This window comes from Pseudomonas sp. PL-6 (assembly GCF_054110165.1).
The window spans coordinates 2,076,363-2,090,090 of the sequence record NZ_CM134189.1; the positions used below are offsets into that span (position 1 = coordinate 2,076,363).

General features: G+C 68.6%; 12 protein-coding genes and 1 pseudogene. 9 read left to right on the forward strand and 4 right to left on the reverse strand.

The window, feature by feature from the left end; all coding sequences use genetic code 11:
* Nucleotides 1-64 precede the first annotated feature (64 nt).
* The 7 genes from arcD (at nucleotide 65) to ACW9UL_RS09700 (ending at nucleotide 6,012) form a co-directional block, all read left to right on the forward strand.
* Entirely contained in the window at nucleotides 65-1,492 is a 1,428-nt protein-coding gene (gene arcD / locus ACW9UL_RS09670) for an arginine-ornithine antiporter (RefSeq protein ID WP_457790423.1), read from the forward strand.
* Nucleotides 1,493-1,561: 69 nt separating this feature from the next.
* On the forward strand, nucleotides 1,562-1,957 hold the full coding sequence (locus ACW9UL_RS09675) for a hypothetical protein (protein ID WP_457790425.1): 396 nt from the start codon (nucleotides 1,562-1,564) through the stop codon (nucleotides 1,955-1,957).
* A gap of 74 nt (nucleotides 1,958-2,031) precedes the next feature.
* Entirely contained in the window at nucleotides 2,032-2,331 is a 300-nt protein-coding gene (locus ACW9UL_RS09680; protein WP_457790427.1) for a hypothetical protein, read from the forward strand.
* Nucleotides 2,318-3,718, forward strand: a complete 1,401-nt coding sequence (locus ACW9UL_RS09685) for a TolC family protein (protein WP_457790429.1) — start codon at nucleotides 2,318-2,320, stop codon at nucleotides 3,716-3,718. The genes ACW9UL_RS09680 and ACW9UL_RS09685 overlap by 14 nt, the downstream gene beginning before the upstream one ends.
* 16 nt (nucleotides 3,719-3,734) lie before the next feature.
* Nucleotides 3,735-5,147 carry a multicopper oxidase family protein gene (locus tag ACW9UL_RS09690; RefSeq protein ID WP_457790431.1) on the forward strand — a complete coding sequence of 471 codons (1,413 nt, stop codon included), beginning with the start codon at nucleotides 3,735-3,737 and terminating at the stop codon, nucleotides 5,145-5,147.
* A gap of 57 nt (nucleotides 5,148-5,204) precedes the next feature.
* On the forward strand, nucleotides 5,205-5,699 hold the full coding sequence (locus tag ACW9UL_RS09695; protein ID WP_457790433.1) for a cupredoxin domain-containing protein: 495 nt from the start codon (nucleotides 5,205-5,207) through the stop codon (nucleotides 5,697-5,699).
* 19 nt (nucleotides 5,700-5,718) lie between these two features.
* Nucleotides 5,719-6,012, forward strand: coding sequence for a copper-binding protein (locus ACW9UL_RS09700; RefSeq protein WP_122108366.1), 294 nt, complete (start codon nucleotides 5,719-5,721; stop codon nucleotides 6,010-6,012).
* A gap of 22 nt (nucleotides 6,013-6,034) precedes the next feature.
* Here ACW9UL_RS09700 and ACW9UL_RS09705 read toward each other — a convergent pair whose 3' ends face one another.
* From ACW9UL_RS09705 to ACW9UL_RS09720, 4 genes are all read right to left on the reverse strand, one after another.
* Complete coding sequence (locus ACW9UL_RS09705; RefSeq protein ID WP_457790435.1) at nucleotides 6,035-8,368, reverse strand: EAL domain-containing protein; 2,334 nt, start codon at nucleotides 8,366-8,368, stop codon at nucleotides 6,035-6,037.
* The gene (locus ACW9UL_RS09710) at nucleotides 8,368-9,621 is read right to left on the reverse strand and encodes a tetratricopeptide repeat protein (protein ID WP_457790437.1); all 1,254 of its coding nucleotides are present in this window, start codon (nucleotides 9,619-9,621) and stop codon (nucleotides 8,368-8,370) included. The genes ACW9UL_RS09705 and ACW9UL_RS09710 overlap by 1 nt, the downstream gene beginning before the upstream one ends.
* A gap of 161 nt (nucleotides 9,622-9,782) precedes the next feature.
* Nucleotides 9,783-10,061, reverse strand: a complete 279-nt coding sequence (locus ACW9UL_RS09715; RefSeq protein WP_021443254.1) for an HU family DNA-binding protein — start codon at nucleotides 10,059-10,061, stop codon at nucleotides 9,783-9,785.
* A gap of 127 nt (nucleotides 10,062-10,188) precedes the next feature.
* Nucleotides 10,189-11,796 (reverse strand): esterase/lipase family protein, encoded by a 1,608-nt coding sequence (locus tag ACW9UL_RS09720; RefSeq protein WP_457790439.1) that lies wholly within the window; start codon nucleotides 11,794-11,796, stop codon nucleotides 10,189-10,191.
* A gap of 194 nt (nucleotides 11,797-11,990) precedes the next feature.
* Here ACW9UL_RS09720 and ACW9UL_RS09725 point away from each other — a divergent pair.
* Together ACW9UL_RS09725 and ACW9UL_RS09730 are read left to right on the forward strand one after the other, a co-directional pair.
* Nucleotides 11,991-12,773 (forward strand): annotated as a pseudogene (locus ACW9UL_RS09725) (MCP four helix bundle domain-containing protein); the annotation flags it as partial.
* Between the two features lie 78 nt (nucleotides 12,774-12,851).
* A complete protein-coding gene (locus tag ACW9UL_RS09730; RefSeq protein WP_397497514.1) occupies nucleotides 12,852-13,631 on the forward strand; it encodes a methyl-accepting chemotaxis protein in 780 nt (259 codons plus the stop codon).
* The last annotated feature ends 97 nt before the right edge of the window (nucleotides 13,632-13,728 follow it).

Genomic DNA, 13,728 nt, shown 5'->3' on the forward strand with positions numbered 1-13,728 from the left:
GCATCAGGCTGCTGCCGGGCTGCTAGAGTGAGAGCGGAGTCGCTGGAGTCCGGACGAGGTGGGCATGACAGGGGAAAGTCGCAAGCTGGGTCTGGGGTCGCTGACCGCGCTGGTGGTGGGCTCGATGGTCGGTGGCGGGATCTTCTCGCTGCCGCAGAACATCGCCGCACGGGCCGATGTCGGCGCCGTGCTGATCGGCTGGGGCATTACCGCGGTGGGCATGTTGGCGCTGGCCTTCGTCTTTCAGAACCTGGCCAACCGCAAGCCGCAGCTCGATGGCGGGGTGTACGTCTACGCCAAGGCGGGCCTCGGCGATTACATGGGTTTTTCCTCGGCCTGGGGCTACTGGATCAGCGCCTGGCTGGGCAATGTCGGCTACTTCGTCCTGCTGTTCTCCACCCTGGGTTACTTCTTCCCGGTCTTCGGCCAGGGCAATACGCCGCTGGCCATCGCCTGTTCCTCGGTGCTGCTGTGGTGCGTGCACGCCCTGGTGCTGCGCGGCATCAAGGAGGCGGCGCTGATCAACCTGATCACCACCGTGGCCAAGCTGGTGCCGATCCTGCTGTTCATCGTCATCGTCGGCCTGGCCTTCGACCGCGACATCTTCACCCGTGACATCTGGGGCCGCAGCAATCCGCAGTTCGGCGGCGTGCTGGAGCAGGTGCGCAACATGATGCTGGTCACCGTGTTCGTGTTCATCGGCATCGAAGGGGCGAGCGTGTACTCGTCGCGCGCCGAGCGCCGCCGCGATGTGGGCAAGGCCACGGTGATGGGTTTTCTCGGCGTGCTGGCGCTCTTGATGCTGGTCAACCTGCTGTCGCTGGGGGTGATGAGCCAGCCCGAGCTGGCGGCGCTGCAGAACCCGTCCATGGCCGGGGTGCTGGAGCATGTGGTGGGGCGCTGGGGCGCGGTGCTGATCAGCATCGGCCTGGCGGTGTCGCTGCTCGGTGCGCTGCTGTCCTGGGCGCTGCTGTGCGCCGAAATCCTCTTCGTCTCCGCCAAGGACGGCACCATGCCGGCCTTCCTGCGCCGGGAGAACGCCAATCAGGTGCCGGTCAACGCGCTGTGGCTGACCAACGGCATGATCCAGCTGTTTCTGCTGATCACCCTGTTTTCCCAGGGCACCTACCTGTCGCTGATCTACCTGGCCTCGTCGATGATCCTGGTGCCCTACCTGTGGTCGGCGGTCTATGCGCTGCTGCTGGCGCTGCGCGGCGAGACCTACGAAGGCCAGGCCAGGCTACGCCGCAAGGACCTGGCGATCGGCCTGCTGGCGGTGGGCTACGCGATCTGGCTGCTGTATGCCGGCGGGGTCAAGTACCTGCTGCTGTCGGCGCTGCTCTATGCTCCGGGGGCGCTGCTGTTTCTCAAGGCCAAGCGCGAGCAGGGGCAGATGCTGTTCACCCGCTTCGAATGGCCGATCTTCGCCGCCGTAGTGCTGACCGCCGCGCTGGCCGGCTACGGCCTGTATGCCGGGCATCTGAGCTTGTAGTGCTGGACAAAGCGGCCAGCGCGCGGATAATCCGCCCCATCGCCCTCTGACTCTGGCCTCGCGACCCCTATGCGCAAATCCCTGCGTACCGCCCTGATCTGGATGCTGATGCTGGCCCTGCCGGCACAGGCCATGGCGGCGCTCGGCATGCAGTTGTGCGAGCAGGTGCATCGCAGCGGCGCCCTGCAGATGAGCGGCAGCGAGCATGGCGAGCACCACGACATGACGGCCGATAGCGCGCATGACGCGCATCAGGATGACGCGCCTGCTGCCAGCAGCGAGGCTCCCGGCGATGGCAGCCTCTGTACCCTGTGCGCCTTCTGCGTCGGCGTCGCCGCGCCCAGCCAGCCGTTTCTGAACGACTCTGCCCTGCAAACCGTCGAACCGGCCGTAGCCTGGCCCGACCGCCTTATCGTCGGCGTGGCCGACACGCCCGAACGCCCCCCGCGTCTTTCTCTCGCCTGAGCCCCTTAGGTAGCGCCGTCCTGCGGCGCCTGTAGCTCACGCGGCCGCCTGGCCGCCGTACGCGAGAACACATCATGACTTTGCATTCCCTTGCCGGATGGCTGCTGGGCATCGCTGCCCTGGCGCTGCCCGGCATCCTGATGGCGGCCCAGCCCGATCCGCTGGACGCCAACGCCGCCGTGCCGGCGCAGGATTACCGTTCCCCTCTGCAAGACTACCGCGCCCAGGCCGACGAGCCGTTGCAGGACTGGCGTGCGGCCAACGATCTGGTCGGCCGTATCGGCGGCTGGCGCACCTACAGCATGGAGGGCTGGGAGCAGCCGACCGAGCAGGGTGCCGAGCCCGCCGAGGGAGGTGGCCATGACCACCATTAAATCCGCCGTGCTGCTCTGCGCCGCGCTGCTGTTGGCCGGTTGCGCCGGCTTCAGCCAGGACGGCGGTTTCGACCCGGTGCAGCAAAACGCCGAGCGCCAGCTGGACAAGCAGCTGCTGTGGGCGCGGGACGAGGCCGGGCGCGGGCAGATCGAGGCGCGCGTCGCCGAGCTGCTGGCCGAACCCCTTAGCCTGGACGCCGCGGTGCAGCTGGCGCTGCTCAACAATCGCGGCCTGCAGGCGTCCTTCGACGAGCTGGGCATCGGCGAGGCCGAGCGCGTGCAGGCCGGGCGCCTGCCCAATCCCGGCTTCTCCTACGGCCGTCTGGAGAAGGGCAGCGAGGTCGAATACGAGCGCGGCCTGCACCTGAACCTGGCGCGCCTGATCGCCCTGCCGCTGACCTCGCGCCTGGAAGGGCGGCGCTTCGAGCAGCTGCAGCGGCAGACCAGCCTGGCGGTGTTCGAATTGGCCAGCGAGACGCGCAAGGCCTGGTACCAGGCGGTCGCCGCCGAGGAGAGCCTGGTCTACGCGCGGCAGGTGCTGGACGCCGCCGAAGCCGGCGCCGAGCTGGCCCGGCGCCTGGCCGCGGTGGGCAACTTCAGCAAGCTGCAGCAGGCCGAGCAGCAGAACTTCTACGCCGAGGCCGGCATCGGCCTGATCCAGGCCGAACAGGCGCGGGTGCGCAGCCGCGAGCAGCTGACCCGCCTGCTCGGCCTGTGGGGCGAGCAGCTCGACTACCGCCTGCCCGAACGCCTGCCGGCGTTGCCGAACAGCGCCGACCAGCTGCCGGACGTGGAGCGCCTGGCCATGAGCCAGCGCCAGGACATCCAGGCCGTGCGCCTGGATGCCGAGCGCCTGGCGCAGAACCTCGGTCTGACCCGCACCACGCGCTTCATCAACGTGCTGGAGCTGGGTGTGGTCAACAACCGCTCCAACGAGGAGCCGACCCAGCGTGGCTACGAGATCAGCGTCGAGCTGCCGCTGTTCGACTGGAGCGGGGCCAAGGTGGCGCGGGCCGAGGCGCAGTATCGCCAGGCGCTCAACCGCGCCGCCGAGACGGCGATCAACGCCCGCTCGCAGGTGCGCGAGGCCTACCACGCCTACCGCAATGCCTTCGAGCTGGCGCAGCACTACCGCGCCGAGGTGCTGCCGCTGCGCCAGCGCATCGCCGAGGAAAACCTGCTGCGCTACAACGGCATGTTCATCAGCACCTTCGACCTGCTCGCCGATGCGCGCCGCCAGGTGCAGGCGGTGGACGGCTACCTGCAGGCGCAACGCGACTTCTGGCTGGCTCGCGCCGACCTCGACATGGCCCTGTTGGGCGCGCCCAATCCCTCGCTCGGCGCGGCGCCTGCCGCTGCTGCCGAGCCGGCCGCCGCCGGCCACTGAACAAGGAAATTCCCAGATGGTTTCACGACGCGATTTCTTTCTCGGGGCCGGCGCCATCGGCGCTGCGGTGGCCACTTCGGCGGTCAGCCGGGTGGCCATGGCGGCCCTGCCCGAGCCGGTGCTGCAGGCCAGCGCCGACACCCAACCGCCGCTGCAGCCGGGCAGCGGGCGGCCCTACAACCCGGTGGTCACCCTCAACGGCTGGACCCTGCCGTGGCGGATGAACAACGGCGTCAAGGAGTTCCACCTGGTCGCCGAGCCGGTGGTACGCGAGCTGGCGCCCGGCTACAAGGCCCACCTGTGGGGCTACAACGGCCAGTCGCCGGGGCCGACCATCGAGGTGGTGGAGGGCGACCGGGTGCGCATCTTCGTCACCAACAAGCTGCCCGAGCACACCAGCATCCACTGGCACGGCCAGCGCCTGCCCAACGGCATGGACGGCGTCGCGGGCCTGACCCAGCCGGCGATCCCGGTGGGCAAGACCTTCGTCTACGAGTTCGTCGCCCGTCGCCCCGGCACCTTCATGTACCACCCGCACGCCGACGAGATGGTGCAGATGGCCATGGGCATGATGGGCTTCTGGGTCACCCACCCCAAGGAGCATCATCCGCTGATCAGCGAGGTGGACCGCGACTACTGCTTCCTGCTCAGCGCCTACGACATCGAGCCGGGCGCCTACACGCCGAAGATCATGCAGATGCTCGACTTCAACCTGTGGACCTTCAACAGCCGCGTGTTTCCCGGCATCGACCCGCTGGTGGCGCGCCAGGGCGAGCGCGTGCGCCTGCGCGTCGGCAACCTGACCATGACCAACCACCCGATCCACCTGCACGGTCACGAGTTCGAGGTCACCGGCACCGACGGCGGGCCGACCCCGGTCGGCTCGCGCTGGCCGGAGGTGACCGCCGACGTGGCGGTGGGGCAGATGCGCCAGCTCGAGTTCATCGCCGACGAGGAGGGCGACTGGGCGCTGCACTGCCACAAGAGCCACCACACCATGAACGCCATGGGCCACGACGTGCCGACCCTGGTCGGCGTCGATCACCGCGACATGACCCGCAAGATCGCCAAGCTGGTGCCGGACTACATGGTGATGGGCGAGCGCGGCATGGCCGACATGGCGGAAATGCAGATGCCGCTACCCGACAACACCGTACCGATGATGACCGGCGACGGCCCGTTCGGCTCGGTGGAGATGGGCGGCATGTTCACCATGCTCAAGGTGCGCAAGGAGCAGGCCGCCGGCGACTACCGCGACCCGGGCTGGTTCAAGCATCCGGCCGGAACGGTGGCCCATGAGTGGAAGGGCGCACTGGCCAGCCCGAGCCGCTCGCACGACGGCGGCGGCCAGTCGATGCCGCTCAAGCAGCCGCTCGAGACGCCGGTGGAAGTGCAGGTGCGCAAGCCAGGCGGGCATGCCGGGCATTGACGGGGATCGGGTTGGCATGTGCCGCCCGGCCATAACGCAATTTGAGGAAATGGATCGATGAAATCACTACAGCTACTGGTACTGACCCTGGGCGGATTACTGGGCAGCCCGGCGGCGCTGGCCCACAGCGAGGCGCACAAGGGCCATCAGGCCGCCGCGACGATCAAGGAGCAGAAACCCTGGGGCATTGCCGGCGATGCGGCGCAGGTCGACCGCACCATCGAGATCCGCATGACCGACCAGATGCGCTTCACCCCGGACCATCTGCAGGTCAGGCAGGGCGAGACCATCCGTTTCGTCCACCGCAACGACGGGCAGATGCTCCATGAATTCGTCATCGGCACCCGCGCCGAACTGGACGAGCACGCCGCGCTGATGGCCAGGTTTCCCGGCATGGAGCACGACGAGCCCTATATGGCCCACATCGCGCCGGGGCAGAGCGGCGAGATGATCTGGACCTTCAACCGCGCCGGCGAATTCGATTTCGCCTGCCTGATCGCCGGCCACTACCAGGCCGGCATGGTTGGCACCATCCGTGTGCTGGCCGACTGACCTAAGAGAGGAAACACGCATGAAGAAGCAACTGATGATCGCGGCACTGGCCGCCCTATTCAGCCTGCCGCTGCAGGCCGCCGACCCCGCGCCGCTGAGCCAGGGCGAGGTGCGCAAGGTGGACGCCGCCACGCAGAAGATCACCCTGCGCCACGGTCCCATCGCCAGCATCGGCATGCCGCCGATGACCATGGTCTTCGAGGTGCAGCCGGCCAGTCTGCTCGAGGGCGTCGAGGCCGGCGATCAGGTGCGCTTCCAGGCGCGCCAGGAAGGCAACCGCTATATCGTCACCGAGTTGCAGGTAGTCGAGTAGCCGCGATCTGCCGCAGCCTCGCTCAGCGCTGTGACTGCGGCGCCACGGCGGTCTGCAGCTGCGCCTGCGGCATGCCGATATGCTGGCCCTGGGAGTAGTCGATGCCCAGGGCCAGCACCTTCTCCTGCACCGCCGCCGAATGCACGAACTCGGCCACCGTCTGCATCTTCAGGCTGCGGGCGAACTGCACGATGCCCTGGGTCACGGCGTAGGCGTCGGAGTCGCTGTCGAGCTGGCGGATCAGGCTGCCGTCGATCTTGATCAGGTCGACGTTGAGCCGCAGCAGGTGCTCGAAGTTGCTGTAGCCGGTGCCGAAGTCGTCGATGGCGATGCGGCAGCCGAGTGCCTTGACCTCGTCGATGAAGGCGCGCACCTGGCTGTAGTTGTCGATGCCCTCGGACTCCAGGATTTCGAAGATCAGCCGCGGGCCGATGCCGCTCTGCTGCAGCTTGAGCTTGATCGCCCGGCTCAGCTCGGGGTCGATCAGGTCCTCGTAGGACAGGTTGAGGGAAAATTCGTAGGGCAGCTCACGAAAGCGCTCGAAGCACTTGTCCAGCATCACCCGGGTGATCTGCCGGTGCAGGCGGATCTTCTTCGCCACGCCGAGAAAACGCCCCGGGTTGATCACCTGGCCGTCGTCGTCGCGCATGCGCACCAGGCACTCGAACTTGTCGATGCTGGCGCTGCGGTTGTCGTGGATCGGCTGGAAATAGGGCAGCAGCCGGTCGTCCTGCAGCGCCGCCTTGACCTTGTTGGCCCACAGCAGGTTCTGTTCGTACTCCTCGCGGATCTTCAGCGCCGGGTCGTAGAGCAGGTGGTTCTTCTGCTGCAGGCGCGCCAGCTTGAGGGCGATGGCGGCCGAGGCGAGCAGGCTGTCGCGGCCCTGGCGCGCCTCGTCGGCGCTGAGGCTGGCGGCGCCGAGGGTGGCGTTGAAACCGATCTCCTGGCCCTGCCAGTCCAGGCGCTGGCGCTGGATAAAGGCGCCCAGCTCGGCCATGCGCGCCTCCAATTGCTCGCCGCTGTGGCGCGGCAGTAGCACGGCGAACTCGTCGGCGGTCAGGCGGTACAGGCGCGCCTGGCCGGCGTCGAGGCGCAGGTGCTGGCTCAGGTGCGCGCCGAGGTGGCGGAGGATCTGGTCGCCGCAGGCGTGGCCATAGAAGCCGTTGATCTCCTTGAAGGCGTCCAGGTTGAGCAGGATCAGGCTCGGCCGCGGCGTGCGCCCGAGGTCGAGCAGCAGGCGGGCGCGGTTCGGCAGTTGGGTCAGCGGGTCGGTGTAGGACGCCTCCAGCTGGCGCATGGTGCTGGCGATCAGGCGCAGCAGCAGGGCGCCGAGCACCAGCAGCACCAGGCCGGTGACGGCGAGGATGCGGTAGTTGCTCTGGCGCATCGGCGCTAGCACCGCGTCGATCTCGTTCTGCGGCACGCCGAGGCCGAACAGCATGTTGGCGCGGGTCATGGCGAACAGCAGGGCATAGCGCTCGCCGTCGATCTGCAGCTCGCGACTGTACAGCGGTGCGCGTTCGCCGCCGTTCGCCCCGGGCGCGGCGGCGCGGGCCAGTTGCTCGGCGAGGATGGCGTCCATGATGCGCTGCGCGGCCGGGGTGTCTTCCTGCTCGCTGAGGCTGCTCAGCTTGCGGTTGTCGCGGTCGAGCAGGAAGGAAAAGGTGTTGGGGGTGAGCTTGATGTCGCTGATCAGGCGCACCACGTCCTCGCTCCGCCAGTCGCTGCTGGCCAGGCCGATGATGCGTCCGCGACGGTCGTGCAGCGGGGTGGCCAGGGTGATCACCGCGGCATCCGGCAGCGGGTTGTAGTAGGCGGCGCTCCACAGCAGCGGCTCGGCCAGGGCCTGGCTGCGATCCTGCTCGCTGGGCAGCAGGCTGCGGTACCAGTCCTGCCGGCGTGGATCGCCGGCCTGGCGGCGCACCTCGATGCGCCGGTCGGCGCTCCAGTGGGCATAGATTCCGGGGGCTTCGCCCAGCGCCGGAAAACGCCCCGGCTCGTACCACAGGCCGACGCCGAAGGCATCGGGAAAATCGCGCAGCTTCTGCTCCAGCTGCGCCGCCAGTTCGTCGGCCAGCGCATTGCGCTGTAGCAACTCGCCGATGCGCGCGAGGTTCTCGGTGTGCTGCTCCATGCGCCGGTGGTGGCCGTTGATGCGGCCGAGGTTGGCGTAGAAGCTGCCCTCGATCTGGCCGCGGCGCAGCTCGGCCATGGCGCGCTGGGAGAAGTCCAGGTTGAGCGAGGACATCACCCACATCGCCGCGATGAACAGCGCCACCAGCAGCAGAACCAGCAGCATCAGCAGTTGCTTCGAGGATTTCAGCGGCACGCCGGGCAGTCGGGGCAGGGCGAGCATCAGCGCTGCTGCTCCAGGGCCCGGCGCACCTGCAGCTGGGCTTGGGCGATCTGGCCGTCGTCGAGCTGCACGCGCAGCTGCTGCAGCCTGGCTGCGGCGCGCGGCTCGCCGTTGTCCCGGGCCAGGCTCAGCCAGACAAAGGCGGCCGCGGCGTCGGGGGCCACGCCGCGGCCTTCGGCATACAGCTCGCCGAGCTGGTACTGCGCTGCGGCGCTGCCCTGGCGTGCGGCGCGCAGCAGCCAGTCGCGCGCCTTGCCGTTGTCGACGGCGATGCCCTCGCCGTGCAGGTAGAGCAGGCCGAGGGCGAGCTGCGCGTCGCGATGCCCCTGGCGCGCGGCCTGTTCGAAGCGTTGACGGGCCTTGCTCGGGTTCGGCGCGGCGCCCTGGCCGCGCTGGTACATCTGCGCGCTCTGGTACTGGGCACGTGCCAGGCCCTGCTCTGCGGCCTGCTCGAACCAGTTAAGGGCGCTGGCCGGGTTCTGCTCGACGCCCTGGCCGCGCAGGTACAGCTGACCGAGCTGGTAGCGGCCGTCGGGCGAGCTTTCGGCGGCGCGGCGCGCCCAGTGCAGCGCCTCGGGGTAGCGCTTGAGGCTGCTGGCGATCACCGACAGGTTGTACTGCGCCTTGCCATCGCCGGCTTCGGCCGGCCCCAGGCAGGCGTCGCGGGCCTGGCTGTAGTTCTTGATGGTGAACAGCAGGTAGCAGTCGTTGGCCTGCTGGCGGTCGATGCCGCTCGCGACGGGCGCGGCTGTTGACGCGTCGCGGGGGCGCGGCTGGGCGCTACTGGCGGCGGGGCGCGGCGTCGTGCCTGGCCGGGCAGGCGGCAGCAGGGCGGCGAACTGTTCGATCTGTTCCTGGCAGGAGTCGCCATAGCTGGCGCGCATCTGTTGCAGCGTGGCCGGGGTCTTGTCGCGTTCGGCGTAGCGACTGGCGACGCGCTGGCAGCGGCGCTGGCGCTCTTCCACCACCTGGCGCAGGTGCTCGGCGCGGCTGGCGTCGCTACCATGCTGGTCCAGGTAATGCGTCAGCGGGGCGATATAGGGCTGGTCGAACAGCTGCGCCAGTTCCCGGTCGTACTGCGCGTTGTTCTGCGAGGCGCCCCAGTTGCCCAGGCTCTGCGCCTGTTGGCTGATCAGCTCGCCGGTCTTGCTCAGCAGCTCGGCCGATCTGGCGAGCAAGCCGTCCTGGGCGGGCTGGCTCGAACAGCCGCTCAACCAGAGTAGGCAGAAAAGACTGGCGATCAGCGTGCGCACGGTTCCCCCCAACTTCACGGCTGCCGAGGTGGCGGGCAGCGTCTGCGTGCCGGCCTGTTCACTCTAGTCGAAAACCGCACAGGGTGATTGTGCGTGCACGCGGGGAGGGCGGAGGGGGCGGGAGTCGGCCGCGGCTGATGGCAGCCGCGGCCGGCGGGGACTCAGTTCAGCGCGTCGGTCAGCGCCTTGGCCGGTACCAGCTTGACCACCTTTTTCGCGGCGATCTCGATGGCCTTGCCGGTCTGCGGGTTGCGGCCGGTGCGTGCTGGGCGCTCGCTGACCTTCAGCTTGCCGACGCCGGGCAGGGTGATCTCGCCGTCGTTTTCCAGCGCGTCGCTGACAATTTCGCCCAGCTGATCGAGCAGGGCGCGTACCGAGGTCTTCGGCAGGTCGATGGCCTCGGCCAGGTCGCCGATCAGTTGGTCTTTGGTGATTGCCATGATGTAACTCCATTTTCGGGTGAGGGTTTCGGCCGCGGCGCCGGGCCTCTCTGGCCCGGGCGCTGTGGCCGAAAGCGGGGGAACGCTAGCACAAAAGCCGGCGCTCGGGCGCGGCGGTGAACTGGCATTAGTCGTCGGCTCCGGGCTGCTGGTTCCAGCGGGCGAGCAAAAAGCGCAGCTGGCCGCGGATGCCCGGCTCGCTGGCGCTGTCGAAGGGCAGGCGAATTTCCAGGCTGCCGTCGGCCTGCAGGGTGCCGCCGAGTGCCTGGTTGGCGGCATGCACGCCCTGGTTCTGCCAGGCGTGGTGCACCTGCCAGTCGCCGCCGGCGGCGCCGGGCGGGGTGATTTCCAGCACCAGGCTGTTGCGGAACAGGTAGCTGCCCTCGTAGTGCTGGTTGACCCAGAGTTTGCGCTCCACCTCGTAGTCCGGCACCCGCACGTTGAACGTCAGGGTGTAGGCCAGGCCCTTGCGCCGCTGGTTGACCCGCGCGCGGTCGGCGAGAAACAGACTGCCGAGGTACAGCTTGCCATGCTGCTTCGGCGCCTTGAGCCAGTGCTGGTGCGCCAGGCAGGCCACCGAGTCCTCCTCGGCGGTGCGCCGGCTGAGGTACCACAGCTTGCCGCGCGGCGCGGCGAGCACCTCGAACTGATACAGGGCGTTGACCGTCTGGCCCTGGGCCTCGGCCTTGCGCAGTTCCTTGGGCAGCGCGATGGCGTCGACCTCGGCCCAGATGTCCACGCGCACGTCGCCGAACAGGAAACGGCTGAGGTTCTGGTAGGCCTCCTCGCTGTTGACTATGCCGAAGTAGCCGGAATGCGCGCGGTAGGCGAAGGCCTTGGCGCAGGGCGCGCCCGGCTTGCCCTGGGTGTCGAGGCCGCACAGGGTGGCGTTGTCGATGCGCACCAGGCCGTCGCTGCCGTGGCCGGCGAAGGTGCGCGACAGGCCCAGGCCGGCCTCGTAGTCCAGGCGGTTGGTGCCGACCATGCAGAAGAAGCGCTTGGACGCAAAGCGCGCCTCGGGCAGCCAGTCGACCCGCTCGGTGGCCTGGTAGGCGGCCTCCAGGCCGAGGAAGCCGGCCAGGCGCTCGCGGTTGAAATTGCTGATGTCGCTCAGGCTCAGCCAGCTCGGCGGATTGATGCCGAGCAGGTCGATGCCGTTGTGCGGGGTGGCATAGGTGAACACCTTGTCCACCAGCTTCGCTGCGCCCTTGGGGTCGAGCTTGGGGTTCTGCAGCAGGCCACGGCAGACCAGGCCGCCCATGGAGTGGGCGACCAGGTAGCAGCGAAAGTCCGCGGCGGCGATGGCGTTCTTCGGGTTGCCGCAGACCAGCTCGCGCACCTTGAGGATCAGCTCGCCGAGCTTGCCGGCGAACACCTCCAGGCTCGGCGTGCTGCCGATGCCGAGCAGGCGCGAGGCCTCGTCGTAGTAGCGGTAGACGATGATCGAGCGGCTGCCCATGCGGTTGTCCGGGTTGGCCGCCCATTCCGGGTCGAGGATGTCGTAGCCGTCCTCGTACACGTCCTGGTAGCCGAACTCCGAGGCCAGGCGGATCACCGGCGACTCGAAGACGAACTTGCGCGGCTGACGCGTCTTCTCCGCCACCGCGCGGTACACGGTGGAGCCGAGGTTGAAACCGCAGAAGGGGTCGGCGCTGGTCTGGTCGATCTCGCCGGGCGTCATGGCGTAGCCGCGCACGTAGATGATCGGGTGGAAGGGGCTGTGCGGGTTGGCCATGGGCGCTCCTGAACGGGTGCGCGCGTGCCTCGGGACTGCTCATCAGGGCCGGACTGCGGGATGCGACGAGTTGCGCGGGGTGCCAGCCAAGGCTAGCCGAAAGCCGCGGCTTGTCGCGGCATTTGGTCGGCCGGGCGGTGCGCCGGTGCGCCTCGTCTAAGCTACTGGTACCTGGCTAGTACCGGAGTGCCATCATGCTGCGCGCCTTCGCCGACCTCGGCTTTCGCTGGAAAATCGCCTTGCCCATCCTGCTGCTGGCCGCCTTGCTGGTCACCATGGGCGTGCTCGGCATGCGCGGTATCGCCCAGGTGGCCGAATCCAGTACCACCCTGACCAACCGCCATCTGCCCGCCATCAGCCTGCTGCTCAACGCCGACCGCGACCTCTATCAGGCCTTCGTCGCCGAGCGCAGCCTGCTGGGCGAAGGCGCCAGCGCGCATGTCGCCGGGCTCAAGGCGGCCCATGCCGAGAACCTGCAGCAGGCCTACGACCGCGTGCACAGGTTCGCCGACATGCAGCCGGGCAGCGAGGCGCTGGCGCTGGTGGCCGAGTTCGACCGTGGTTTCGAGCGCTGGAAGGCCACCTCGCAGCGGGTTCTGGAACTGGCCGCCAGCGATCCGGACGGCGCCAGCCGGCTCAGCTTCGGCGACAGCGAGGCGCATTTCGAGGCGGCGCGCACCGCCATCGACAAGCTCGGCGAGCTGGAAGATGGCGCCGCCAACGCGGTCGGCACCGCCGCCATCGCCCGCGGCGAGGCACTGGCCTGGCAGCAGGGGCTGATCATCGCCATCGGCCTGGGCGTGTGCCTGGTGCTGGTGCTGGTGCTGGGCTTTCCGCTGCTGGTGACCCGGCCGCTGCACAACCTGCTGTACCGCATCGAGCAGATCGCCGATGGCGACGGCGACCTGCGGGTGCGCCTCGACGTGCTGTCGAAGGACGAGCTGGGCAAGCTCAGCCATGCCTTCAACCGCTTTCTCGACAAGCTGCAGCCGCTGATCAAGGAAGTCGGCCGGGTCACCGGCGAGGTGGCCGACTCGGCGCAGAGCCTGGCCGGCATGGCCGCGGCCAACGATCGGCTGATCAGCAGCGAGCATGCCGCGGTGGATCAGGTCAGCACCGCCGCCACCGAGATGAGCGCGGCGGTGCACGAGGTGGCGCGCAACGCGCAGAACGCCGCCGATGCCGCACGCCATGCCGAGGTGCAGTCGCGCGAGGGCGCCGAGGTGGTCGGCGCCACCATCCATTCGATTCGCCAGCTGGCCCAGGAGGTGGAAAGCGCCTCCGACACCATCCAGACCCTGGAACAGGAAACCGCCAACATCGGCGCGGTGCTGGCGGTGATCAAGGGCATCGCCGAGCAGACCAACCTCCTGGCGCTCAACGCCGCCATCGAGGCGGCGCGGGCTGGCGAGCAGGGTCGCGGCTTCGCCGTGGTCGCCGACGAGGTGCGCGCCCTGGCGGCGCGCACCCAGGAATCGACCAAGGACATCCAGCAGATGATCGAGCGCCTGCAGGTCGGCGTGCAGAACGCGGTCAAGGCCACCCATTCGGGCAGCGCGCGGGCGCGGCAGAGCGTCGAACAGGCCGCCGGGGTCGACCAGGCGCTGAGCGTCACCGGCGATTCGGTGCAGCGCATCAACGACATGGCCGCGCAGATCGCCACCGCCTGCGAGGAGCAGAGCAGCGTCACCGAGGAGATCGCGCGCAATATCAGCGATATCCGCGACCTGTCCAACGAGGCGGCGCAGACCTCGGAGCAGAGCACCCGCGCCAGCCGACACCTGTCCGAGCTGTCCCATGGGCTGGCCCAGCTGGTGGGCCGTTTCCGTGTCTGAATAGGCAACCGACGAATCTAAGTGATTGAAGCGGTTGTAACTTTGCGTTTAGTCGCTACAATGGCGCGGCCCGTCGCCAGGCGGGCAGCGTTATGGT